This window comes from Pedobacter gandavensis, assembly GCF_032678745.1.
In the GTDB taxonomy this organism is placed as follows: domain Bacteria; phylum Bacteroidota; class Bacteroidia; order Sphingobacteriales; family Sphingobacteriaceae; genus Pedobacter; species Pedobacter gandavensis_C.
In genome coordinates this window covers 192,057-217,565 of sequence record NZ_JAVTST010000010.1, presented here as the reverse complement: position 1 = coordinate 217,565, position 25,509 = coordinate 192,057, and the positions used below count along the sequence as shown (strand labels likewise).

Sequence of the window (25,509 nt, the reverse complement as noted above, 5' to 3'; positions counted from 1 at the left end):
TATGGAATCCCCTTTTTTTATATAGGTGCATTGAGATTATCCCTGTTTGTCATCTCTGTTTTTCTGGATTTGCATGGCCATCATTTCTTTCATGGTTTTATTCATGCCTTCTGTTGAGCCATCCAGGAAGACTACATTTCCTTCACTGTTCTCCGCAAAATGTTTGATGGATTCTGTCCACATGGTAAACAAGATTACGGAAATGTCAAGATTAGCTTCTTCCATTTCTTGGGCTGCTTTGGTCATCCCATGTGCTACTTCTGCACGGAATAAAGCGATTCCTTGTCCTCGCAGTTGAGCGGCTTCTCTTTCTGCCGCTGCGGCAATCTTGATTGCATTACCATCCGCTTCGGCGCCTTTGGTTTTGGTGATCAATAAGGCCTGACCTTCATTTTCTGCAGCTGCTTTTAAGTTATTTGAAGCTACAACTCTACTCATTGAACGCATAATTTCCTCATCGAAAGTAATGTCATTCAATTGAAGATCTTGTAAGTGATAACCCCAGCTTTCCAATACCTGATCAATTTGATGTTTTACATGGTCTACAATCTCATTACGCTGTGCTAAAACATTAGCCTGTCGTTGTGTAGCAACATAAGCCCTAATGGAGCCCTCAATGGTTCTGATCAGCGCTTGCATGAGGTTGGTGGCATCCACAAACTTAAAGGCTACATTCTTAATGGTTTCTTCGTCGTGGTTAAGGACAGAATAGAGTAGCATAGCCTTGAAATATACATTTGCCTGATCTTGTGTCACCGCCTGAAAAGAAAGCTCTACAGACCGATTCTGAATCGAAATTCTAGAATGGATGTTTTCAAATAACGGGATCTTTAAACTTAAACCCGGTCTTAACAATCGTCTGTATTTCCCAAAAATCGTAACGACAGCAATGGTTCCTTGTTTTACAGTTACGAAGGAACTCATCAAAATAACTAGTGCTATAAACACTATAACGTAAAAGGTATAATTCATAATGAAGCGTTTTTGGTTAATATATTGGTTTCAAGATACGAAGAATTCTTCTTTCCATATGATGTGGACTCAATTCTAGCGGTGGTATGCATATGAAAAAGAGTTGAGGCATAGATTTTGCCCTGTTCTTGTAAATTATATGAACCTTATGAATGTAAAACGCACTTTCGGAACAATATTAACTATTCTGGGTATTGTAGGGCTTATTTATGCCGGATATGGCTTTGTGAAACAAAGTATGCAAAGTAGAGAGTTGATCGTAGCTGGAGTTATTGGCTTGCTCTTCTTTGTATCCGGCATTGGGTTAGTGAAAAATACTAAAGACGAAGCTTAGCTATTTTTTTCGTCCAATTTTGCCGTTTTCGGAGAAATCCAACTGGTGACCCGGAAAATCAACTTCGGTAAGGAACTTTATTTTTTTAAATGCAGCATCCTGATCATCTAATCTTAGACGGTTAACCTTGTCTTGTTTTATGGATATTACCTCTGCAGATATAAAGTCTCCACTGCTGTTTAGCTTGATTTGTAGCAGTGGAGCTATGCCATTGGGGCCCTTCAGACTGAACATCCCATACGTACAAAAATTGCCGAGGCTATAGGCGATAAATTTGTTTTTATAAAGCTCTACCGCTCTGGTTACATGTGGGCCATGGCCCAATACAATATCTGCACCTGCATCAATTACACCATGGGCAAACTGATACACATTGCCGCGGTTTTCAGCATAAAATATTTCATTGGTCTTAGGGACATGTTCAAACTTTGCGCCTTCGGCACCACCGTGAAAAGAAACAATGACCACGTCTGACTGTTCCTTCAAGCGTGCTACCAATTCTTTTGCGGCACGTAGGTTATTGATAGAAACGGTGTTTTCATTAGGTGCGAAGGCACAGATCGCATATTTTATACTGTCTATTTCAAAAATCTTGAAAGGATGTGATTGTAAGCCGGCATAATTAATTTGTAAAGAATCCAGAATTTCCACGGTACGTTTCCTTCCTTTACTGCCAAAATCACCTACATGGTTGTTGGCGATGCTCAGCACATTAAAGCCGGCCTCTTTAATAATTCCTGCATAGCGCTCCGGCATTCTGAACGCAAAACAGCTATTGCCCATCGTATCTTTGCATTTGGTAGATTTTCCATTGTTCAGAAAACAACCTTCCAGGTTTCCAAAAATAACATCCCCCTTTAGATAGGGAGCTACTTCTTCAAAACTTTTTACCGCATCATCTGTAGGAAGATTTGCTTTAGTAGGATAGGCAGAGCCCAGCATAATATCGCCTACAGCAGTAATGGTAATCGTATCTTTTTTGATTTTATTGGGAATGGTATCTGTTTGAGCCAATGGAGAATTTGGTACACTCGCCCGATTTCCCTGACAGCTAAACAGCAGTAAAGCGGATAAAAACAGTAAAGCGAGCGTATTTAGTAATTTCATGGGTAAGCGCTTATTTTTGTCATAAAAAAAGTCCTCCCAGTAAAATAGGAGGACTCAATATCTTTTGGTTTGTGAAGGACTATTCCTCCATCAGGTCATTTTTTACCGGGTCCAGAATTCTGCCACCCTTGTAAAAATACCTTGAATAATAAGGTTCGTTTAAATTGCTGATTACCACCCCACGACTGGAAGAAGCATGAGCAAAGCGGTTATCGCCAAGATAAATACCGATATGTGTAATGCTGCGGCTTTTGATCTTGAAGAATACCAAATCTCCTTCTTTTAGTTCGTCTTTTGGCAATGGGTCTACCATGCTAAAGATGTCACGAGAATTGCGGAGTATAGTAGTGTTGAAAACTTTATCGTAAATCGCTTTTGTAAAAGCAGAACAATCAATCCCTCTTTTGGTATTTCCACCGAATCGGTAAGGAGTACCTATCCATTCGTAAATGAATTTGTAAAGTTTGATGTTAGAAGTTGCATCTACTGCAACGCCCATTACCTGAGAAAAATATTGGGAAGCTAAATTATCAGGATCTTCTAATTTATTGGTTTCTTTTGATTTTGTCTGTGCTTGAACGGCTGAGAGGCTGCACACGACAATTAGGGTAGAAAACAAAAATTTTTTTATCATACTCTTAAGTTTGGGTAATAGACACTTACACTTAAACGTACACCACTGAGGCTTATTGTCCGGTGCCAAAACTATGTATTTTACAAATGTTATCCAAATGTAAATGGTTTAAATGTAAAAGTTATCCACATTCTGTGTAACCTTAGTGTTCATTTTACAGGTATTTCTTCTATATGTTGCAATAAAAAAGTAGATTTGCTCTTGTAAATAAAAACCAATACCCAAAAATGAGTGCAGTAGAAATTAATAAAGATACCTATCTGAAGTGGTTTGAGTCGATGTTGCTGATGCGCAAGTTCGAAGAAAAAACAGGTCAACTATACGGACAACAAAAAATCCGTGGTTTTTGTCATCTATACATTGGTCAGGAAGCTGTCGTAGCGGGTGCTATTTCAGCATTAAGACCAGAAGATTCTATGATCACCGCATACCGCGATCACGCACACGCTCTTGCAAAAGGGGTAAGTGCAAACAGCATTATGGCTGAGATGTACGGTAAAGCAACAGGATGTTCAAAAGGTAAAGGTGGTTCTATGCACATGTTTAGCAAGGAGCATAACTTTTACGGTGGACACGGTATCGTTGGTGGGCAGATCCCATTGGGAGCAGGTATCGCTTTTGCTGAAAAATATAAAGGCACAAAAAATGTAAACGTTTGTTACATGGGTGATGGAGCAGTTCGTCAGGGCGCTTTAAATGAAGCCTTCAACATGGCGATGCTGTGGAAATTGCCAGTGATCTTTGTTTGTGAGAATAATGGTTATGCAATGGGTACTTCTGTAGAACGTACTACAAACATGACTGATATATATAAAATAGGTTTAGGTTTTGATATGCCATGTGCGCCTGTTGACGGGATGGATCCTGTAGCAGTTCACACAGCAATGGATGAAGCGGCTCAACGTGCCAGAAATGGTGACGGACCAACCTTCCTTGAAATCAGGACTTATCGCTACCGTGGTCATTCTATGTCTGACCCTGCTAAATATCGTTCTAAAGACGAATTGGAATCTTACAAAACTAAAGACCCAATTGAGCAGGTAAGAGAAACCATTCTTAACGAAAAGTATGCTGATCAAGCATGGATCGAAGAGATCGAAGCAAAAGTGAAACAAATCGTTGATGATGCTGTTAAATTTGCGGAAGAGTCTCCATGGCCGGATGCATCAGAATTATATACTGATGTATACGTACAACAAGATTATCCATACGTAAAAGATTAATTTAGAACGTATTTCATTTAATATTATAGAATGGCTGAAGTAGTTAAAATGCCCAAAATGAGCGATACCATGACCGAAGGTGTGATGGCTAAGTGGCATAAAAAAGTTGGCGATAAAGTTAAAAGTGGCGATGTAATGGCCGAAGTGGAAACCGATAAGGCAACCATGGATCTTGAATCTTATTGGGATGGTACTGTTTTATACATTGGTGTAGAAGAAGGTCAATCTGTTCCTGTAGATGCAGTTATCGCTGTAATTGGTAAAGAAGGAGAGGATTATAAAGCGGCATTAGCAGCAGAAGAAGGTGCTGCGGCTCCTAAAGCTGGAGCGGCGCCTGCTGAATCAGCAGCTCCGGTTGAAGATAAAAAAGAAGCAACTGCTGGTATTACTGATGCAGATCTTGAAAAGATCGGTGTAACAGTAATCAGAATGCCTTTGCTAAGTGATACTATGACTGAAGGCGTAATTGCTGAATGGCATAAAAAAGTTGGTGATAAGGTGAAGAATGATGATATCCTTGCTGATGTAGAAACCGATAAGGCAACTATGGAAGTAATGGGTTATGCAGATGGAACCTTATTACATATTGGTGTGGAAAAAGGTGCTGCCGCGAAAGTGAACGGTATTATGGCAATTGTTGGTCCAGAAGGCACTGACATTAGCGAATTCCTTAAACAAGGTGATGCGCCTGCAAAACCTGTAGCTGATAAAAAAGCTGATGCCCCGGTAGCAGAAACTACAGTAACGGAAACTGAAGCAGCTTCTGCGGAAGGATCTGATCGCGTAAAAGCATCTCCTCTAGCAAAAAGAATAGCGAAAGACAAAGGTATTGACCTTGCTAAAGTTGCAGGTAGTGCTGATGGCGGACGTATTATTAAAAAAGACATCGAGAACTTTAAACCTGCGGTAGCAGCAGCCCCTCAGGCAGCAGCAACTACAGCTCCAGCTGAGAAATCAGCTTCGGTAAGTATTCCTCAGTTTATTGGTGTAGAGAAATATACAGAGAAACCAGTTACACAAATGCGTAAGGTAATCGCTAAGCGTTTATCCGAAAGCCTGTTTACTGCACCTCATTTCTACTTAACGATGTCAATTGATATGGATGGTGCAATTGCTGCACGTACCAAAATCAATGAATATGCTCCGGTAAAAATCTCTTTCAATGATATGGTGTTAAAAGCGACTGCGATTGCTTTGAAACAACACCCTAATGTGAACTCTTCTTGGTTGGGCGATAAAATTCGTTACAATGAGCATGTAAACATTGGTGTGGCTGTAGCTGTAGAAGATGGTTTATTAGTTCCTGTAGTTCGTTTTGCTGATGGTAAATCATTGTCGCATATCTCTGCGGAAGTGAAAGACTTCGCACAACGTGCTAAAGCTAAAAAATTACAACCATCGGATTGGGAAGGTTCTACCTTCACCATTTCTAACTTAGGAATGTTTGGAATAGATGAATTCACGGCCATCATTAACCCACCTGACGCATGTATTCTTGCGATCGGCGGAATCTCTCAGGTTCCTGTGGTTAAGAACGGTGCTGTTGTTCCAGGGAATGTAATGAAAGTTACTTTAAGTTGTGATCACCGCGTAGTGGATGGTGCAACTGGATCTGCTTTCTTACAGACGCTAAAAGCATTGTTAGAAGAACCAGTAAGACTATTGGTTTAATTAATATAAAATAATCTAAAAAGCTGCTTCGGCAGCTTTTTTTATGCCTGTTACTTTTTGTACTTTTGTCGTTATGTCGAATATTAAACCTTCTCTAGTTAAAGGAACCCGTGATTTTTCACCCCAGGAAATGATCAAACGCAATCATATTTTTGATACTATAAAGACAGTATTTAAAAAGTATGGATATTCCGAAATACAAACCCCAACGATGGAAAACCTGAGTACTTTGACAGGTAAATATGGAGATGAGGGAGATAAACTGATCTTTAAGATCTTAAATAGTGGTGACTTCCTTTCTAAAGCAAAACCAGAACTATTGGCTACAGCCAACTCAAATGCCCTAACTTCTTCGATTTCTGAAAAAGCATTGAGGTATGATTTGACTGTTCCTTTTGCGCGATATGTAGTGATGCATCAGAATGATATTTCTCTGCCGTTTAAGCGCTTTCAGATCCAACCGGTGTGGAGAGCTGACCGACCGCAAAAAGGTCGCTACAGAGAGTTCTATCAGTGTGATGTGGACGTGGTAGGTTCGGATAGCTTATTGAACGAAGCTGAATTTGTGTTGATCTATCAGGAAGCCTTGAGTAATCTGGGACTTAAAGACTTCACGATTAAATTAAATAACCGTAAAATCCTTTCTGGGATTGCAGAAATTATAGGTAAACCGGAGTTGATCATCGACATGACGGTCGCGATTGATAAACTGGATAAAATCGGTTTGGATGGTGTAAGTAAGGAACTGTTGGAACGTGGATTTACAGAAGGAGATCTGGAAAAATTGAAGCCGGTAATTTCACTAAAAGGCAACAATGAAGAGAAGCTGGAAAGTTTACGTACAGTATTGGCAGATTCTCCAACGGGAATGAATGGGATTGCAGAGATAGAAACGGTATTCAAATACTTAAATGGTCTATTGCAAACTACGCCAGAACTTCGTCCGGATCTGGAACTGGACATTACCCTGGCGCGTGGTTTAAACTACTATACGGGCTGTATCTTTGAGGTGAAAACCAACGAAGCTGCAATGGGAAGTATTGGTGGTGGTGGTCGTTATGATGACCTAACGGGTATGTTCGGCTTAAAAAATTTAACAGGTGTTGGGATTTCTTTTGGTGCAGATCGTATTTACGATGTGTTATTGGAACTGAATCTTTTCCCTGAATCAGTTGCTGCGGGAACGAAAGTTCTGATCAGCAATTTTGATGAGGCTGCAGAATTATATGCACTTCCTATCGTACAGCAATTGAGAAATGCGAATATCGCCGCTGAACTTTATCCCACTGCTGCAAAGCTGAAAAAGCAAATGAGTTATGCGGATGACAAAAATATCCCTTATGTGATTCTGATCGGTAGCGATGAGTTAGAAAGCGGTCTTTTAACATTAAAAGACATGAATAGTGGCGTGCAGGAGAAATTAGCCCTGAACGATATCATTGAAAAAATTAAAGGTTAATTTTCGGATTAGTTTTTTGCCATATAAGCGGCCAGTTTAGTGCTGGCCTGCTTTCTTACCTTCTTTCTAAGAAAAGAAGTCCAGCCCAATAACATTCCAGCAAGTCCTAGTGATTGCTTTGACCATTTATAGAAGTTGAAATGGTCCTGGTGTTGAATGATTTTTCCATTTTCTATGATGAACTTCGCATCAATCTGATTCCATACTTTTCTTCCTGTTGCTGAAAAGGTATAGTGTGCATCCCAATGTGCTGTGCCACCATTTTCTGTTCCTTTTACGGCGCTAAATTCTATCTGCATATCTTTCCCGCTTTTAATGAGCATTGCCCACATTGCGCGTAACTCATGAGCATTCAGATTAGGAAAGGCTGGGTCACTGAAAGTCGCCCGATCACTGTAACATTCCTGCATTCCGGTGATGTCCTTATTTTTAAAGGCCGTATAGAATTTAGTAATCAGTTCCTGGTTGACGTTCATATGTAGCGGGTTTTAGTAAACTTTTCCTGCAAGTATTCCCTCGATTCTATCGAGTAGATCATCAATGTCAAATGGTTTAGCCAAAAACCCGTTTGGTTTAAAAGCCCCGTGCTGGATATTAGCTTCGGTATACCTGGCAGAGATCATTAATACGGGAATCTCAGCAGTATTAACATCAGATCTGAGCTGCGTTAACAATTCCCTGCCATCTCCGTCTGGTAACATGATGTCCATAATGACAAGATCTGGTTTAGATTGCTCAATGTGTGTCATCATATCTATGCTTTTGTTCAAGCCCGTTACTTTATACGCTTCGCTTTGTAAGATCAGCGTGATGACATCAAGTATGGCGTGATTGTCCTCAACGACGAGTATGTTTTTGTAAATTTTAGAGCCTTTTGCCAAAATCGAGGGGGTTGGATGTAATACAAATATATTTAACAGGATTGATTTGTTTACACAATTCTCAGTTTTTATCAACAGATTCTAGTAAAAAACTTTTCGACGGGCAATAGGCTTCAACAGGAGGTATTGTCTGGATAAATAATGGTACTAATTAGAGATTGGAAGAAAAAAAAACATTCTTCAATGAAACCTTTTGTGGTTTAGTGTGTCTTATTGTTAAGTTTTAGGTTTATAAGGAAAGGTGCAATTGTGGCGATTGTGCCTTTTTTATTGTGTCTTAAATTGAGTGATTTGTCTGGCCATACCATTGAAAAGGAAAATATGGAAAAGAAACATAGCATACCAATAAATTCGTCCCCATAAACCTGAAGGTTTGAAGGTCGCAATTTGAGAAAGAAAGTGCTTTCCATGGAATTCAATGATCTTAAATTCTAGCCAGGCTTCTCCGGGAACTTTCATTTCTGCAAATAATAACAGCCGCTTATTTTGCTGATCAGCGAGTAAAACTCTCCAGAAATCCAGAGTGTCGCCAGCTTTGAGGGGGGTATTACTCGTTCTTCCCCTGCGTTTTCCTACACCACCGAAAAGCTCATCGATATAACCCCTTAAATCCCATAACCAGTTGGCATAATACCAACCTCTCTTTCCACCAATACTCAATATGTTCTCAAATACTTCTTGTGGATTTCTCTCAAATGGCATTTTGACCTTGTATTCCAGGATTTCTCGTTGTGGGACTTTTATCGGATCTATCAGATTTTTTTTGACGATTAGCCGGTTTTTCATTTTTGCGTATGGGGTTGAAAAGTATCCGTTCGGACTACTGATTTTAGTTCCTGCAGGATGGTATATAAGCCAAAATTGGTACGGTTCACATAAATAAAGTGTTTCACACCTCTCGCTTGTTTAAATTCAGGCATAGTGGCTACTTTTTCCGCATATTTATACAACTGTTCAAAGAATTCCGGTTTACTGAAGTCAAATGTTTTGCTGGTGTAAGGCCTGGCAAACAACTCAATCATTTCGCGGTAAGCTTTATAGTAAAACTCGATTTGGGTTGGCGTATCCTCTGGATGTATCATTTCCAGCTGTCGAAATGCGGCAATCGTTTTCGCTTTGTCTTTGATCACATCTGTGGAGATCAAAGAGAAAAAAGGATAGTAAAAATCATCTGGCATTTCCTTGATACAACCGAAATCTATGACCCCTAGTTTCTCATCGGGCGTAATCATGAAATTACCAGGGTGCGGATCAGCATGCACGGCTCTTAGTTCATGTTGTTGGAAATTATAAAAGTCCCATAAGGCTTGGCCGATTTTATTTCTCAATTCTTGCGAGGGATCTGTTTTCAAAAATTCCTTCAGGTGTAAGCCCTCAATCCAATCCATGGTAATGATTCGCTTTCTGGAAAGCTCCGGGTAATACTTCGGGAAAACTATGTTTTCCAGGTGACTACAAGCTTCAGAAAACTCGATAGACCTACGTACTTCCAATTCATAATCTGTTTCTTCTAGTAATCTTTCCTCTACCTCTTTGATATAAATATTAAGCTCCTTTTCGTTCATGCCCAACAGACGAAAAGCAAAGGGCTTCACCAATTTTAGGTCCGAGGAGATGCTGTCGCCAACACCGGGATATTGAATTTTAACGGCTAAAGTTTTTCCTTTGAGTTCTGCCTGATGCACCTGCCCGATAGAGGCGGCATTGTTGGATTGCAGGTTAAATTTATCATAAATCTGTTCCGGAGTTTTTCCGAAATGTTTACTGAAAGTTCTTACGATAAGCGGTCCGGATAAGGGTGGAGCATTGTACTGCGACTGTGTAAACTTGTCGATGTATGATTTGGGCAGGATATTCTTATCCATGCTAAGCATCTGTGCAACCTTTAAGGCACTGCCTTTAAGTTCGCTCAGCGACTTATAAATATCTGTGGCATTGTCTTCATTCAGCTCATCCCTGCTCAGATCCGGGTTAAATAATTTCTTAGAATAGTGCTTGATGTAGTTTCCGCCAATCTGGATTCCCGTTTTTACAAACTTTGCTGATCTCTGTCCCTTTGTTACTGGAATACGCTCTTGTTCTTTCATGAATTTATAGCCCCATCTTTTCTTTGAAATTTCCGTTTCTGGATAGGAACTTTCCATACTCCAGTAGATTGTCGAGTGGTGAGCGTTCGAAAAGGTCGAAAGTTACATTAACTCCTTTTTCAATCACTTCATCAGTTTTTTCAAATCCGGGACTGTCATCTGTAGTCCAGAAGTTAACAATAAAGCCAAACTGTACCCAAACTGCATCTTTATAGCGCTTGCTTAAAAATTTGCGATTGGCCAGTTCTCCACTTTCTAATCCTTCATTAATCACACCTTCTGCAAAATTCTCAAAAATGGGCTTTACTCCAGATAACACTTCTGGTGTACCAAACTTATTCTGGTGTTTTTTTAAACTATAAATGATGAAACTTCTGTGTTTTTTTAAAACTTCCACATAACTGTAAAAGAAAGAAAGGATTTTTTCCCTGGAGGAATATTGACTCCAAACTTCCTGTGTTTCAATTGCAGTGATGGTTTCGAGAGTAAGTTCTACCCATAAGTTCTTTTCAATACTTTCAAAAGAGGGGTAGAAGTCATAAAAATCAGCTTCCGCAATTTTTAATTTCTTAACGAAGCTATATACTGATGCTGGTTTTTCACCATTGAGGAGTACATAATCAATGTATCCGTTTTTGATTTGCTGAGCAGTTGCCATTTCTTTTTATTTAATAAACGTTAAAGCGGTCTGCTTAGTTTTGCAGACCGCTCAATTTAGCTTATTATTCCATCACGGTTTTGTAATAAAAACACGCAATTGTTATGCCCTCAGGGTGATGAATGAACGCGCAGGGCGATAAACAAAAATACCTGATAATTAATTGCTAGTGAACAGAAGAAAATACAAGGAGAGCTAAAGGCCCAGTCTGTGTTTTCTTAGTGTATCTTTTGCAATGTCATAACCTGCATCAGCATGTCTGATTACGCCCATAGCCGGGTCATTATGTAGTACGCGTTTGATCCTGATTGCGGCATCTTCGGTACCATCGGCAACGATCACCATACCTGCATGGATAGAATATCCGATGCCAACGCCACCTCCATGGTGTAAAGATACCCAGCTGGCACCTCCGGCGGTATTGATCAATGCGTTTAAGATCGGCCAGTCTGCTACAGCATCAGAACCATCTAGCATCGCTTCCGTTTCCCTGTTTGGAGAGGCCACAGATCCGGTGTCTAAATGATCTCTACCGATAACTAGCGGTGCTTTTACCTTACCATCTGCAACAAGTTTATTGAAGGCGAGTCCGGCTTTTTCTCTTTCACCTTGTCCTAGCCAGCAGATTCTTGCAGGTAGCCCCTGGAAGGCGATGCGTTCTTGCGCCATCGTAATCCATTGTTTCAAACTCTCATTTTCTGGAAAAAGTTCTAGAATCAGTTTGTCTGTTTCATAAATATCTTGTGGATCACCACTCAGTGCTGCCCATCGGAAAGGTCCTTTTCCTTCGCAAAATAGCGGACGGATATAGGCAGGAACAAAGCCTGGGAAGTCGAATGCGTTTGTTACGCCAGCTTCTAAAGCTCTTCCGCGAAGGTTATTGCCATAATCAAAAGTGATGGCACCACGGGTTTGCAATTCCAGCATTTGGCGGACATGTTTAGCCATGGTTTGATAACTCTGCTTCACGTAAGTTTCTGGATCAGCAACACGCAATTCATTGGCCTCTTTTACGGTTAGACCTTCGGGAAAATAGCCTATCAAAGGATCGTGTGCAGAGGTCTGGTCTGTTAAGGTATCTGGGGTAATGTTGCGGTCGATTAGTCGTTGTAATAAATCTACAGCATTGCAAACTACGCCAATCGATAAAGCTTTTCCTTCTGCTTTATACTGTAAGGCTTTGTCGATAGCTGTATCGATATCATGTTCAATTTCGTCAATGTAGCGTGTTTCCAGGCGTTTCTGAATGCGCCATTCCTCTACATCTGCTGCTAAACAAACACCCTGATTCATGGTGATTGCTAAAGGTTGTGCGCCACCCATACCACCTAAACCGGCGGTAACATTTAGTGTGCCTTTCAGGTTACTGTTGAAATGTTTTCGGGCGAGGGCCGCGTAGGTTTCATAAGTTCCCTGAACGATCCCCTGCGATCCGATATAGATCCAGGATCCTGCGGTCATCTGTCCATACATCATCAAGCCTTTATCTTCCAGTTCATCAAAATGCTGCTGTGTAGCCCATTTTGGAACCAGTTGAGAATTGGAAATCAATACTCTTGGAGCGTCTTTATGTGTAGGTAAAACACCGACCGGTTTCCCCGATTGGATCAATAAAGTCTCTGTGTCTTCTAAATTTTGTAGCGCTTTAATGATTAATGCTAAAGCTTCCTTATTTCTGGCAGCTTTTCCACGACCTCCATAGACGATCAGCTCTTCTGGCCGTTCGGCTACATCAGGGTCAAGGTTGTTCAATAGCATACGTAATGCAGCTTCCTGTACCCATCCTTTACAAGTCAATGTATTTCCGGTTGGGGTTTGTCTTTTACTTAAATCTAAACTTAAATCCATTATGCGGTCATGTGAGGGCAATGTTATAAAACAAATGTATGTAATTCTGTGAGATTGCGTATTTTAGCAGTCGAAATTGAAACAGCGTCAGCAACATATCCACAAAATCATATCCATAGTACTGCTTTGGGTATTTGCGATAGCTTTGACTCCGTTTAGCGCCTTTCACCACCATGAGGAAGAAGTTCGCTGCCAAAATGAAAAAATATGTACCCATAAATTACATGTGGGAAGCCATGTAGAAACCTGTTTGGTTTGTGCTGCACATTTCGAAAAAAACTACATTCAAGAGCAGAGTCATTTTCAAATTTACCTGGAAAACAAACCCGTGATTAAGCACTACGCTTTATTAACCGGTTCGTATACCGAGCTTATTAGCACCTCACTTCGGGGACCACCTACTGTATAATCTTTTTTTCTTAGCCCCAGGCGATGTATTACGTTGTCAGCAGGTAATGATTGACTTTGAAAAGTGTTCCCGTTTAATTTTAGGGAATTAGTTGTCAAGTGGTCATCCTGTTTACCTTGTTGTAATCCAATTGTTTATTAGCTGTACAGTTTGCAATGGCCAACAATGTTTTTGATGTCCTATGATTTTAGGAGTTCTGTGGCTTTTTAAGCCCCAGCTAAACACTGATCACACTTTTGCCAAATGTAAAGCTGCATCTAAGCATAGCCTTACAGGAAATCCTAGGAGAAATTCCTGATGATTTTCTGTAGGAAAGACAACATCAATGCAAAGGGGGGATGGCTAATCTTAGCCTGCAACATTCAATCTAACACTTACGAAATTCTTGGCTTCGGCCATTTGATGTTTGCCAATAAAGCACCACATCTATAGAAACACCAACACATGAAAAAGATACATTTGGTATTAATTGTCTTATTATATTCCCTATTCTCTGGGCCTTTATTTGCTTCTGGTCTGGCTGAGTTTAAAGGTAAAGTTACAGATGCCGAGAACCAGGAGCCACTGGTAGGAGCAACCGTTTATATTAGCGACTTAAAAGCGGTAACGAGCACCAATGCTAACGGAGAATTTACCTTGAAAAACATCCCTGCAAAAGGAAGATTCCTGTTGGAAGTTCGTTTTGTGGGCTACAAAACCTTCTCGCAAATCGTAGACCTAAGTACAATTAATAAGTTAAACATTGCAATGGAGTCTTCTGCTATAGAAAGCGCAGAGGTAGTCATCACAGGCTCGCCATTTAGTGCGAACAATAAAACCAACAGCCTATCCGTAGTTACGGTAGGCAAAGATAAACTGGCGCAGGCTGGTGGAACAAATCTGGTGGATGCCATTTCAAAGGTTCCGGGGATTTCTCAGGTGAGTACTGGAGGTGCAATTTCAAAACCAACTATCCGTGGACTAGGTTATAACCGAGTATTGACCATGGTGGATGGTGCAAGAGAAGAAGCACAGCAATGGGGTGATGAGCATGGGATTGAAGTAGATCAGTTTTCTGCGGCGAGAGTAGAAATCTTAAAAGGCCCTGCAAGCTTACTTTATGGCTCTGATGCTTTAGGTGGGGTGATCAATATCATCGATGATCTTGTTCCTCCTCCAGGAACTTTTAACGGAAATTTCACGACTACCTATGCCACAAATAATGGTTTATCGGCATCCTCATTAATGCTTCAGGGTAATGACAATGGGTTTGTATATCGTGGTCGCGCTTCCTATAAAAATGCTTACGGTTATGCATATAAAGGTGCAGTAGTTCCAAATTCTGGTTTTAATGAATTCAACTTAAACGGAATGGTTGGTTTAAATAAGAGCTGGGGATATTCTCACCTGACTTTTTCACGCTTCCAAACCAATATAGGTTTAGTAGAACACGGACCTAACGAGCAGGGTGAGTATGTAAACGAGGAAGGAGAACTGATCCCTAAAGCCGAGGCACAAGAGCGTCGAATAGGCTTGCCTTTCCAGAACATTAATCATTATCGTGCGGCATTAAACAGTAATTTTATACTGGGGACTGGGCAGTTAAAGACCACTTTTGCGTTTCAACGCAATATTAGGAAGGAATTTGAAGAAAGTGCAACAGAGCCAGGGCTGAATTTAAACCTGAACTCCTATACTTATGATGTAAAATACTATTTGCCAAATGCTGGGAAATGGGAGCCGGCTATCGGTGTTCAGGGAATGTACCAGAACAATGTGAACAAAGGCGATGAGTTTTTGATTCCTGATTATAACAGTAACAACATTGGTGTTTTCGTATATCTGAAACGCAATTTCGAAAAGGGCGCGATTAACATCGGCGCACGTTACGATTATAAAAAGGTAAATGGAAAAGCACTGGCAGTAGATGGAGCGCCATTATTCACTGCCTTCGATAATCAATTTTCTAACGTTTCCGGATCATTGGGGTTTGCCTATGAAGTGGCTAAGAGCCTGGTTTTGAAAGGAAATGCAGGATCAGGATTTCGCGCACCAAACATCGCTGAATTAGCTGCTAATGGCCGCCATGAAGGAACATTCAGGTATGAAATTGGGAACTCAAGCTTAAAACAGGAAACTAGTTTACAATTTGACCTAGGACTGGAATACTCGGCTAATGCGGTTACTTTCGGACTAAATGCCTATGCCAATCGCATCTATAACTACATCTACGCTGGAAATTTTAATAATGAAACTACAGGTATCAGCGACGGAAATGGCATGACAGAAACCCTGCCCGTGTATCGTTTTGTACAGACCAATGCGGACCTGATTGGTGGAGAGGCTTCAATGGACTTCCACCTGATCAAATCACTACATTTTGAAAACTCTTTTGCCTATGTGAAAGGAACGAATCGTGCGGATGATCAGCCACTGCCTTTTATACCAGCAGCATCTATCAATAACGAATTGCGTTTTGAGCCAAACATAAAAGGGCTTGCAGAAACCTATATGAAAGTTGGATTAACCAATGTATTGAAGCAAGCGCGTTTCGATAGCTTTGAAACTCAAACCGATGGTTACACCTTATTAGATGCAGGAGTTGGAACCACAATCAATACCAAGAAAGGGAAATTGAACCTTTGGGTAACCGGACAAAACCTATTGGATAAAAAATATTTTAACCACCTGAGCAGATATAAAATGGAAGGAATTTACAATACCGGACGTAATGTAACATTTGGTGTCAGTGTGCCTTTTTTATAGCCATATGACCTGCTGAACGCGGATCATCGCAAATAAATAAAAACAGCAAATAATGCCCCCAAAATTTAAAGCTAATTTGGGGGCATTTTTATGGCTATGATTAAATCTTTTCTGTTCTTAAGAAATCGACTGATGCGGCAATATCGACTGCCAGTAAGCGATCAGCGTCATTAAAGGAAACCATCTTCCTATAATTGGATACCAGATGCGCGATGGCCTCGGACGATCGCAATGGTTTTCTAAGGTCTAAAGCCTGAGCTGCGGTTAGCAATTCTATCGCTAAAATCCTTTCCAGATTATTCACGACGCGTAAACACTTTGTCGCCGCATTTGCACCCATACTCACATGATCTTCCTGACCATTGCTGGAAACAATACTGTCTACGGAAGCTGGAGTACACAATTGCTTGTTTTCACTGGCAATGGAGGCTGCAGTATACTGGGTGATCATTAATCCGGAGTTTAACCCTGCATCTTTTACGAGGAAAGGGGGTAGGCCTCTTTGTCCGGAAATCAATTGAAAAGTTCTTCTTTCAGAGATGGAGCCTAGTTCAGCTAAGGCGATACAAAGAAAATCCAGTGTTAAAGCCAGGGGCTGACCATGGAAATTCCCTGCGGAAATAATACGGTCTTCCTCAGGAAAGACATTTGGATTGTCGGTTACGGAATTGATTTCCGTTTCAAATACCGACTGGATATAATGGATACTGTCTTTACTTGCTCCATGTACCTGTGGCACGCAGCGGAAAGAATAAGGATCCTGTGTTTGTTTACCTGCTCTGCTGATCAGTTCACTTCCGGAAAGCCATTTGCAGATATTTGCTGCGGTATGAACCTGCCCGGCATGAGGTCTGATCACATGGCTAAAAGTTTCAAAAGGATCGATTCTACAATCAAATCCGTCTATAGACATGGCGGCAATGACATCTGCCCAATTCATCAGACTTTGCGACTTCAATAGGCAAAATACCCCGTAAGCGCTCATAAATTGAGTTCCGTTGATTAAAGCCAGGCCTTCTTTAGACTGTAGTTTTAAAGGTTGCCAATCTAATCGCTCATAAAGGGATTTGGTGGTGATTTTTTCTCCCTGATACCAAACCATACCTTCACCGATAAGCGGTAAGGCCAGGTGTGCAAGAGGGGCGAGGTCGCCTGAAGCGCCTAAAGAACCCTGAGTATAGATCACCGGTAAAACGCCTTGATTGTAAAAATCAACTAATCGGGAAACCGTAGTAAGGGCGATGGCAGAATGGCCATAACTCAGCGATTGAATTTTTAAGAGTAACATCAATCTTACGATCTCCGGGGCTACTTCTTCACCAGTTCCACAAGCATGGGATAAGAGTAGGTTATGTTGAAGCTGAGACAACTTCTCTGATTCAATCTCTACATTTTGTAAATAACCAAATCCTGTGTTGATTCCATAAATGGGGCCATCATGGCGGCTTAACTTGTCGTCAAGATAGTTTCTGCATTTCTCTATTTTAGCAAGGGCTGCATCGGATAATTGTAGCAATTGTTTTTCGGCGATGATCCTGGAAATCTGTTCCATAGTTAACCGCTCCAAACCTATTTGGTGACTGCTCATACATTTTATATTTCCCCAAAAATATAAATAATGCTTAAGTTTAGAACTTTCAATTCCTATTATTGTTTTTCCTAAAAATAGCTTTATGTTTTATAAGAAAGTCGCCCTTTACCTGTGTTTGCTTTTCAGTGGCACAGCGAGTTTGGCACAACAAGCCGATACCCTTTCTATCACCTTAGAAAACGTTAAATATCCTTATCCAGTTAAATATTTCCCAGTTCATACAGAGGGGCAGGATTTAAATATGGCTTATATGGATGTAGCGCCAGTTGGGAAGGCGAATGGCAGAACCGTAGTCTTGCTTCATGGTAAAAACTTTGGCGGATACTATTGGGCAAGTACGATAAAGGCATTGAGAGACCGCGGCTTCCGGGTAGTTGTTCCGGATCAGATTGGATTTGGCAGATCGTCTAAACCATTCATTCATTACAGTTTTCATCAGCTATCGCGATGGACAAAACAACTTCTGGATACACTAGGTATCCAAAAAGCAAATATTCTGGGCCATTCTATGGGCGGAATGTTGGCTACGCGTTTCGCATTGATGTATCCTGAAAACACAGAGAAACTTTTGCTGGAAAACCCAATTGGCTTAGAAGATTACCGCAACTTCATCCCTTATGTGAGTACCGATCAGCAATACCAATCGGAATTAAAGGCGACTGCAGAAAGCGTAAAAAAATACTATCAAACCTCTTATTTTACTGTTTGGAAGCCTGAGTACGACGAATTGGTTCGCATCGCAGGGGGAATGACTAAAAGTGCTGATTTTCCAAGATTGGCGAGAGTGAATGCCATGACTTATACCATGATCTATGAGCAACCTGTAGTGCATGAATTTATTAACATTCGTGTCCCTACGGTTCTATTTATTGGTAAAGAAGATAAGACTATTGTTGGAAAAGGCTTGTTAAGTCCCGATCAGCAGGCTTTACATGGCCAATACCGGTTTTTAGGCAAGCAGACCGCTGCTAAAATTCCCGCTGCAAAGATGGTGGAGTTTGAAGGCTGTGGGCACATTCCACATATAGAAGTACCCACAGAGTTCAATGTGGCTTTATTGGGCAGTCTATAAAGAATGCCCGCCAGTTATAAAGATTTAGCAGCCAGGTCTTGCGAAAATATCCCGGATAAGCTTTCATAAAGCTCCGGGTGTTTCGATTTAAACTGATCTGGCTTTTCAAAGAAATATTCAGATACAACCGCAAAAAACTCTGCCTCATTAGTGATGGCATAAGGGTTAATATCTGATTTTCCTTTTTCAATTCTTTTCATTTCCTCATGGATCATCCGAACCCATGGCATTACGTATTCGTGTTTCATCAGGTTTTCGGGAATGCCATCGGTAGCGCCATCCGATTTATCCAGTAGGTGAACAAACTCATGGATGGCCGTATTCTCTTTATCTGCTGCATTGGAAAATCCCTGGATTAATGCGGCTCTGGATAAAATCATCTGACCGTTCATATAGCCAGAGCCCACCATACCTAAGATATTCCTTTGACCACCTTCATATTGGAAATCCTCATTAAAGGTATCCGGGTACAACAATATATTGGTCAGGTTGCGGTAATGCCATTCTTCAAAGCCAAACACAGGTATCACGGCACTGGAAGCAATCAATAACTTATCAAGTACAGTCACAGGAGTGCCTACACCTTCAATTTTCACCTCTGCCAGAAACGCAGAAACACGTTGTTCAAAGCGCAAACGGTCTTCTACTGTGAGGTGTTGATAATAAACCACATGCTGAAACAGCATTTGTTTATCTTCTTCACTTAAATTGACATAATTACGGCTATTGTCTTTTCTAAAGATAAAATAGATGACCAGCAGCAGGATTGGGATCAGTATGAAAAATGCCTGCATGTGTTAAGCCTCCAGTATTTCCAATTGTGTGATCACCTGTTCTTCCGTTACCGGGTACGGTTTTTCATGTACTATAGTCTGATAAACCGCCTCAAATAATGGCAGGTAACTTCCTACTAATGCAGGAACATGATGCGTAGTCTTTACGCCGGCTTCATCCAATAAATATAGTTTTCCTTCCGTTCCTGGTGCCTCAATGCCATAAGCAGGATCATTGACCTTCATTCCAGCCAGTAATTGACCTTCCTGTGCATCTGCTCTCATCTTATGTAGGGAGCCATTTGTTCCGTTGATTACAAATGCAGGTAAGGCTTCTACAACCATCATATTGGAATGTACAAATACATTGACACTATCCGGATAGCTCAGGTGAATAGAGAAATAATCGTCTACCTGTGTATTTACGCGGTTTTTGCCCAGAATTTTATGGAAAGATTCCGGTTTACCAAAAATACTGAGTGCCTGATCCAGCAAATGTGGACCAAGGTCGTACATCAGACCGCTGGCTGCAATTGGCTCCTCTTTAAAGCTTTTTACACCGATCGTAGAACGATACCTGTCGTAGCGGAAATGAACTTCACTTAATTTGCCCAGTTTTCCACTTTCTATTACTGCTTTCACTGCGTTGAAATCACTGTCCCATCTTCTATTTTGATAGAAAAGAACTTGCTTACCCAGCTCTTTTGCCAGTGCAAGGATTTCTTTGGCTTCTTCAACAGTTGCTGTAAATGGTTTTTCTACCAGAATATGTTTTCCTGCCTGCAAAGCTTTCTTTGCATAGTCATAGTGTGTATAATTAGGCGTATTGATGATGATCAGTTCAATCTGTTCATCCGCTAATAGCTCCTCAATTGTAGGATAGCTGATGACACCTGGATAATCTGCTGCCGCATTTTTCTGATTACGCTCGGTTACGGCATGTAGTTTAAAGCCGGGATGTGCGTGTACAAAAGGGGCATGAAATACTTTTCCAGACATTCCATAAGCCATAAGGCCTGTAATTATTGTTTTTTCCATAGGTATAAAATCTCTTTTTTAACTGTTCAGCTGATGTAGGCTAAAGTAATAAAACCGCCGGCTAAACCCTTAATTTTATTGTAATAAAGCGCAAGGGCGAATTTGTATCTTTGTTTTATGAAACCTGCAGAAATACATGCGAAATGGAAAATTTTGCAACAAAAGATAGCTCAGGAGTTTGATTCTGATGTACCCGATTTAAAGGTAATGCTATTTTTAATCGGAGTGCAGGAGTTGGGCAAAGGACCTGGCAAGTATAGTAAAAGACAAAAGGAAGAGTTAATGCACATTGCAACCTGCCGATTGTTGAGCGAAATGGGCTTTTATGAACTGGAAGGATTAGACCAGGATGGATGGCCACATTGGAAGCTCCTAAAACCCGTTCCTTCATTTGCAATGATGGAGCAGGAGTTGTTATTAAAATCCCTTACGGTAACTTATTTTGAAGATATCTACGGTACGGCGGAAGAACAAGAAGCTGAATAAAAAAATCTAATCACATAAAAAAACCCGAAGTACTGAAGTACGACGGGTTTTTAATTATAGGTAGATGTAGATGTAGATGTGCTAATTATTTGCCTTGTTGTGTAGCTTGTTGTTTCAATTGATCATTGGCAACAATTACAACTTCAACTCTACGGTTGGCAGCTCTTCCAGCGTCAGTGCTGTTGTCAGCAATTGGCTCAGACATACCTTTTCCGATAGTGATTAAACGTGATGCCGGAACACCTTGAGACACTGCGTAAGCTTTAACAGCTGCTGCTCTTCTTTCAGAAAGCGACATATTGTAAGCTTCTTTTCCGATGTTGTCTGTATGGCCAATTACTTTAATGTCCGTTCCAGGATATTTAGTAAGAGAGGCTGCTAATGATTGGACGTTAGTTTTAGCAGCAGGAGTCAAATCAGATTTGTCGAATCCAAAAAGGATACCACTATCAAATTTCACAATAATACCTTCACCTTCACGGATTACTTCAGCATTAGGGATTGCATTTTGAATCTCTGCTGCTTGTTTATCCATTCTTTTTCCAATAAATCCACCTGCAGTACCACCAACAGCAGCACCAATGATAGCCCCAACAGCAGTATTACCCGCTTTTTTTCCGATAATAGCACCTAGAACACCACCTGCAGTAGCACCAATACCTGCACCTTTTTGTGTTTTAGTTAAACTATCACAGCCTTGGAATGTCATTGCACCCATAGCTAAAGCGATACTAAATGCTGCTATTTTAAATTTTGAAGTAACCATAGTTTTATAATTTATTTTACTCAGACCGTTAATCAAACGTAATGCCAACTTTCGTGTTCTGTAAAATTATTGTGTCATAGGAATAATTTAACAGGTAAATGTCATGAAAAATAGAGGGAAATGGCCAGTTGATCGTTAAAGACTGACTATAATTCTGTACAATGCCTGTTTTTACTCTGCAAAATAAGCTTCCAATTCGCTCAATGTATTTTCTGTTTTGTGTATGTCTTTAATAATCAATCCTTTTTCCATGAGGATGATCCTGTCACATACGTCAGTGACATGGTTTAAATCATGACTGGAAATCAGGGTAGCCATCTGACGTTCGTCTTTTAGCGTACGAATCAGAGTTTTCAGGCGGATCTGTGTAGTTGGATCCAGATTAGCGAAAGGTTCATCTAAGATCAACAGCTCCGGGTTTTGCATCAGGGAAGCGGCAATGCCAATCTTATTCTGATTTCCTTTAGAGAAGTCTCTGATATACTTGCCTTTATTCAGGATCTCCCCATTAAAGAAATCTTCAAATTGTAACAGATAATCTACTACATGTGCTGCGGTCATCTGGTGAAGACTGCCGATAAACATAAAATATTCTTCTGAGGTGAGGTAGTCAATTAGAAAACCTTCATCAAGATAGGAGGCGGTATAATCTTTCCAACGGTCGTTACTGTCTACTCGTTCCCCTTTAGAGCGGATTTCTCCTGCAGTAGGACGAATCAGGTCCAGTACCATCCTAAACATCGTGGTTTTTCCTGCTCCATTGTTGCCCACAATACCCACAGTTTCCCCAGCATTGATCTGTAGGGATTCAATATTGACTACAGTTCTGTTGCCGTAAGTCTTTTTTAAGTTTGAAATTTCTAAAATCATGATTTTTCTCTAAAGCCAGCTGCAATTTTGTATTTTCTCTTATTAAACTCTTTCACTAAAAAATCTACCCAAAACTCACGACTGACGAAGGCGGTAAGGCCACATAACCCTAAAGCGAGTAATCCCCAGTAAGGATGACCGTTCAGAGAAAAGGGAAGGAAGATGAGGTATGGACTTAAAAAATAAGGCAAGCCTAAAACCCATTGTCCAGCACCTACACCCTGGAAGTTAAAAGTAGAACCTTTGCTCAGGTCCATTGATTTATAATTTCTGGTGGCAAAGTATAATACTAGAACAGCACCTATTCCGATATTGTAAAAGTAAGCGGCAAATTGAACCACTAACACTTTCCAGCTGATGAAACCATATAAGCAGGCCAACAGCGTCGTAAATGTGGAAACAAGTGTGAATAACAGGATTTTTGCCTTGAAAAAGTCTTTAATGTTGATTTTATTGGCCATCAAGCCATCAAAATGTGCGGATTGCCAGCCAAACATAAACTGACCATAAATGCTGATGGTATTGCCTGTCATGAATACCGCTGCAAAGAGTACCATATTCAGATTGTCTTTATCCAGCATATCCTTCTTATAGAACAGGAAGCCATAGAATAGAAAAATAAGACTCATCGTTACCGCAGATCGACTTCTTTTGTTCCTCAGGATGAGTTTGATTTCGAGTGCCACTAAGACACCTACCTTTCCAAACCGATCCAGAAATGGATAGTCTGTACTGGTTTTCTTCTCTTCAGCCGTACTCAGTTCTTCTGCGTAGAGGTTATTACGCAAGTATCTGGCATTTAATAGAAACATCAATACCGCTAAGAACGTAAAACCTAAAGCAGCAAAGGGTTGATCAGCGATGAAGCTGAATACCACATTTGAAATCGCTGCAATGGAAAACACTTTGAAATATTCCAGTAAACCCAATCCAACGATCATCAATAATACGATGGGTACTAGTTTTAGGTGTTGTATGCTGAGTCTTTTAATGTATAGCGCCGCATAATTGTTAAAGATCATCAATGAAAATATAGCAATGATAAACATCACAGCGGCCAGCGGACCGTATACACCGGATATTGCGGTTGCGCAGAAGGGTAGGAACAAAAAGAGTGGCAATATATTAAACGCAGAAAATAGGGCCCTTACATTTAAAAAGTTAACGAGTTTTCTTTTTGGAATTTTCAAATGAAGATAGGGAACAATGCTCAGTGTTGGCAAGTCCTGTAACTGCATTCGCATCAGGAAATCAACGGCAAAATAATAAAGAATGAAACCATTAAAAATTTCGAATACATCCTTTTTAGGGAACATCTGGGCTATAAAACCTTCTAAACCTATGCCTACAAAGAACGCTACTCCCAGCAAGTAAATGACTACAAATCCGATGAGCAATTGCGTGGCAATTGTTCCACCTTTATTTTTTGATCGCCAGAAGGCTTTCCATTGATGGTCCAGAAAGGTTGAAAGCATATTAATAGTTATATTTATTTTTCCAGTTTTGTCGTAGTTTCTCCCTCAGTTTATCTTCCGCAGGATTCTTTCCCGGGTCATATAATTTGGTGCCGCTTAAGGTATCAGGAAAATATTCCTGCTCCGAGAAGTTCCCTTCATAGCCATGTGCATATTGGTAATCTTTACCATATCCAATATTTTTCATCAGCTTGGTTGGCGCATTGCGAATATGTAATGGGACTGGTAAATTGCCTGTTTGTTTCACCAAAGCCTGTGCTTTATTTATAGCTTCATAAGCCGCATTACTTTTTACAGAGGAGGCCATGTAGGTAACTGCCTGAGAAAGAATGATTCTGGATTCCGGGTAGCCAATTACATTGACCGCCTGAAAACAATTGTTGGCCATTAATAAAGCATTCGGATTGGCATTGCCGATATCTTCCGAGGCCAGGATCAATAACCTTCTGGCGATAAAAGAAGGATCTTCACCACCTTCAATCATTCTGGCCAGCCAATATACCGCTGCATTGGGATCACTACCCCGGATGCTCTTTATAAAGGCCGAAATAATATCGTAATGCTGCTCACCGGCTTTATCGTATAAAGCCAGATTCTGCTGGGCATGTTTTAAAACATTTTCATTGGTGAGTACAATTTGATCCCCACCGATACCATTGACGGCAATTTCCAGCACATTCAATAACTTCCTGGCATCACCACCGGATAAACGGATCAATGCTTCGTGTTCCTTGATGCTGATGTTTTTCTCTTTCAGCACCTGATCCTGTTTTATGGCAGTTTGCAGTAAACCGGAAAGTTCTTCCTCGTCCAGTGATTTTAAAATATAGACTTGGGAGCGGGACAGTAAAGCGGAGATGACCTCAAAAGAAGGATTTTCTGTAGTTGCACCAATTAGTGTCACCAATCCTCTTTCTACGGCACCGAGTAAACTGTCTTGTTGTGATTTGCTGAAGCGGTGGATCTCATCGATAAAGAGAATCGGGAGACCCATGAGGCTGTTTTTGAGCGCTGCAGCCCGGTCGATCACGTCCCTGATGTCTTTTACGCCAGAATTGATGGCGCTCAGGTTAAAAAAGGGACGGTCTAAAGTTTGAGAAATAATATAAGCAAGTGTAGTTTTCCCAACACCCGGCGGCCCCCAAAAAATCATTGATGGGAGTTGCCCGCTTTGAATGGCTTTACGCAATACGGCATCAGGACCTACTAAGTGCTGCTGACCCACATATTCATCCAGATTTTGAGGGCGCATACGCTCTGCTAAAGGAGGTAGGTTTTGCATAATCAGTAAGTTTTGTTCCTATTCTTTTGTCGGAGCCGCAGTAGCCGATGATGGGCTTGCAGTACCGACTGCAGTAGTTGTATTAGTTACACCAGAATTAGTCTTAGCTGAGTTTTCTGAAGCAGGAG

23 protein-coding genes are annotated in these 25,509 nt (G+C 40.7%); 7 read left to right on the top strand and 16 right to left on the bottom strand.

The window, feature by feature from the left end; genetic code table 11:
- Window positions 1-36: 36 nt before the first annotated feature.
- A complete protein-coding gene (locus tag R2S10_RS23185) occupies window positions 37-972 on the bottom strand; it encodes an SPFH domain-containing protein (RefSeq protein ID WP_316842801.1) in 936 nt (311 codons plus the stop codon).
- A 148-nt stretch (window positions 973-1,120) separates the two neighbouring features.
- Between R2S10_RS23185 and R2S10_RS23180 the strand changes: the two genes are divergently transcribed.
- The gene (locus R2S10_RS23180; RefSeq protein WP_316842800.1) at window positions 1,121-1,306 is read left to right on the top strand and encodes a hypothetical protein; all 186 of its coding nucleotides are present in this window, start codon (window positions 1,121-1,123) and stop codon (window positions 1,304-1,306) included.
- On the opposite strand, the gene R2S10_RS23175 is transcribed toward R2S10_RS23180, so the two are convergent.
- Together R2S10_RS23175 and R2S10_RS23170 are read right to left on the bottom strand one after the other, a co-directional pair.
- A complete protein-coding gene (locus tag R2S10_RS23175; RefSeq protein WP_316842799.1) occupies window positions 1,307-2,413 on the bottom strand; it encodes a CapA family protein in 1,107 nt (368 codons plus the stop codon). It lies immediately after the preceding gene.
- A gap of 79 nt (window positions 2,414-2,492) precedes the next feature.
- A complete protein-coding gene (locus R2S10_RS23170; RefSeq protein WP_316842798.1) occupies window positions 2,493-3,047 on the bottom strand; it encodes a C40 family peptidase in 555 nt (184 codons plus the stop codon).
- A gap of 227 nt (window positions 3,048-3,274) precedes the next feature.
- On the opposite strand from R2S10_RS23170, the gene pdhA reads away from it, so the two are divergent.
- From pdhA to hisS, 3 genes are all read left to right on the top strand, one after another.
- Complete coding sequence (pdhA, locus tag R2S10_RS23165; protein ID WP_316842797.1) at window positions 3,275-4,270, top strand: pyruvate dehydrogenase (acetyl-transferring) E1 component subunit alpha; 996 nt, start codon at window positions 3,275-3,277, stop codon at window positions 4,268-4,270.
- Between the two features lie 30 nt (window positions 4,271-4,300).
- Window positions 4,301-5,941: a 2-oxo acid dehydrogenase subunit E2 gene (locus tag R2S10_RS23160; protein WP_316842796.1), complete on the top strand. Its 1,641-nt coding sequence runs from the start codon at window positions 4,301-4,303 to the stop codon at window positions 5,939-5,941.
- A 73-nt stretch (window positions 5,942-6,014) separates the two neighbouring features.
- Window positions 6,015-7,400, top strand: a complete 1,386-nt coding sequence (gene hisS / locus R2S10_RS23155; RefSeq protein ID WP_316842795.1) for a histidine--tRNA ligase — start codon at window positions 6,015-6,017, stop codon at window positions 7,398-7,400.
- An 8-nt stretch (window positions 7,401-7,408) separates the two neighbouring features.
- On the opposite strand, the gene R2S10_RS23150 is transcribed toward hisS, so the two are convergent.
- From R2S10_RS23150 to hutU, 6 genes are all read right to left on the bottom strand, one after another.
- A complete protein-coding gene (locus tag R2S10_RS23150) occupies window positions 7,409-7,876 on the bottom strand; it encodes a nuclear transport factor 2 family protein (protein WP_316842794.1) in 468 nt (155 codons plus the stop codon).
- 12 nt (window positions 7,877-7,888) lie between these two features.
- On the bottom strand, window positions 7,889-8,281 hold the full coding sequence (locus R2S10_RS23145; protein WP_316842793.1) for a response regulator transcription factor: 393 nt from the start codon (window positions 8,279-8,281) through the stop codon (window positions 7,889-7,891).
- A gap of 267 nt (window positions 8,282-8,548) precedes the next feature.
- Entirely contained in the window at window positions 8,549-9,067 is a 519-nt protein-coding gene (locus tag R2S10_RS23140) for a DUF2867 domain-containing protein (RefSeq protein WP_316842792.1), read from the bottom strand.
- Window positions 9,064-10,425, bottom strand: a complete 1,362-nt coding sequence (locus R2S10_RS23135; protein WP_316842791.1) for an AarF/ABC1/UbiB kinase family protein — start codon at window positions 10,423-10,425, stop codon at window positions 9,064-9,066. The genes R2S10_RS23140 and R2S10_RS23135 overlap by 4 nt, the downstream gene beginning before the upstream one ends.
- On the bottom strand, window positions 10,373-11,026 hold the full coding sequence (locus R2S10_RS23130; protein WP_316842790.1) for a TetR family transcriptional regulator C-terminal domain-containing protein: 654 nt from the start codon (window positions 11,024-11,026) through the stop codon (window positions 10,373-10,375). Before R2S10_RS23130 ends, R2S10_RS23135 begins: the two co-directional genes overlap by 53 nt.
- A 195-nt stretch (window positions 11,027-11,221) precedes the next feature.
- Entirely contained in the window at window positions 11,222-12,874 is a 1,653-nt protein-coding gene (hutU, locus tag R2S10_RS23125; protein ID WP_316842789.1) for a urocanate hydratase, read from the bottom strand.
- A gap of 853 nt (window positions 12,875-13,727) precedes the next feature.
- On the opposite strand from hutU, the gene R2S10_RS23120 reads away from it, so the two are divergent.
- Window positions 13,728-16,028 (top strand): TonB-dependent receptor, encoded by a 2,301-nt coding sequence (locus R2S10_RS23120; protein ID WP_316842788.1) that lies wholly within the window; start codon window positions 13,728-13,730, stop codon window positions 16,026-16,028.
- Between the two features lie 100 nt (window positions 16,029-16,128).
- Here the strand turns inward: R2S10_RS23120 and hutH are convergent, their stop codons facing one another.
- Entirely contained in the window at window positions 16,129-17,616 is a 1,488-nt protein-coding gene (hutH, locus tag R2S10_RS23115) for a histidine ammonia-lyase (RefSeq protein ID WP_316842787.1), read from the bottom strand.
- Window positions 17,617-17,701: 85 nt separating this feature from the next.
- Between hutH and R2S10_RS23110 the strand changes: the two genes are divergently transcribed.
- Window positions 17,702-18,691 carry an alpha/beta hydrolase gene (locus tag R2S10_RS23110; protein ID WP_316842786.1) on the top strand — a complete coding sequence of 330 codons (990 nt, stop codon included), beginning with the start codon at window positions 17,702-17,704 and terminating at the stop codon, window positions 18,689-18,691.
- 14 nt (window positions 18,692-18,705) lie between these two features.
- Here the strand turns inward: R2S10_RS23110 and R2S10_RS23105 are convergent, their stop codons facing one another.
- Window positions 18,706-19,485, bottom strand: a complete 780-nt coding sequence (locus R2S10_RS23105; protein WP_316842785.1) for a zinc-dependent peptidase — start codon at window positions 19,483-19,485, stop codon at window positions 18,706-18,708.
- 3 nt (window positions 19,486-19,488) lie between these two features.
- The gene (locus R2S10_RS23100) at window positions 19,489-20,502 is read right to left on the bottom strand and encodes a Gfo/Idh/MocA family oxidoreductase (protein WP_316842784.1); all 1,014 of its coding nucleotides are present in this window, start codon (window positions 20,500-20,502) and stop codon (window positions 19,489-19,491) included.
- A 117-nt stretch (window positions 20,503-20,619) separates the two neighbouring features.
- Here R2S10_RS23100 and R2S10_RS23095 point away from each other — a divergent pair, with 117 nt between their 5' ends.
- Window positions 20,620-20,988 (top strand): hypothetical protein, encoded by a 369-nt coding sequence (locus R2S10_RS23095; protein ID WP_316842783.1) that lies wholly within the window; start codon window positions 20,620-20,622, stop codon window positions 20,986-20,988.
- Window positions 20,989-21,073: 85 nt separating this feature from the next.
- On the opposite strand, the gene R2S10_RS23090 is transcribed toward R2S10_RS23095, so the two are convergent.
- From R2S10_RS23090 to R2S10_RS23075, 4 genes are all read right to left on the bottom strand, one after another.
- Window positions 21,074-21,754, bottom strand: a complete 681-nt coding sequence (locus R2S10_RS23090) for an OmpA family protein (RefSeq protein ID WP_316842782.1) — start codon at window positions 21,752-21,754, stop codon at window positions 21,074-21,076.
- 171 nt (window positions 21,755-21,925) lie between these two features.
- Window positions 21,926-22,624 carry an ABC transporter ATP-binding protein gene (locus R2S10_RS23085; RefSeq protein ID WP_316842781.1) on the bottom strand — a complete coding sequence of 233 codons (699 nt, stop codon included), beginning with the start codon at window positions 22,622-22,624 and terminating at the stop codon, window positions 21,926-21,928.
- Window positions 22,621-24,099, bottom strand: a complete 1,479-nt coding sequence (locus tag R2S10_RS23080) for a DUF5687 family protein (RefSeq protein WP_316842780.1) — start codon at window positions 24,097-24,099, stop codon at window positions 22,621-22,623. Before R2S10_RS23080 ends, R2S10_RS23085 begins: the two co-directional genes overlap by 4 nt.
- Before the next feature lies 1 nt (window position 24,100).
- The gene (locus R2S10_RS23075; protein WP_316842779.1) at window positions 24,101-25,381 is read right to left on the bottom strand and encodes a replication-associated recombination protein A; all 1,281 of its coding nucleotides are present in this window, start codon (window positions 25,379-25,381) and stop codon (window positions 24,101-24,103) included.
- Between the last annotated feature and the right edge of the window lie 128 nt (window positions 25,382-25,509).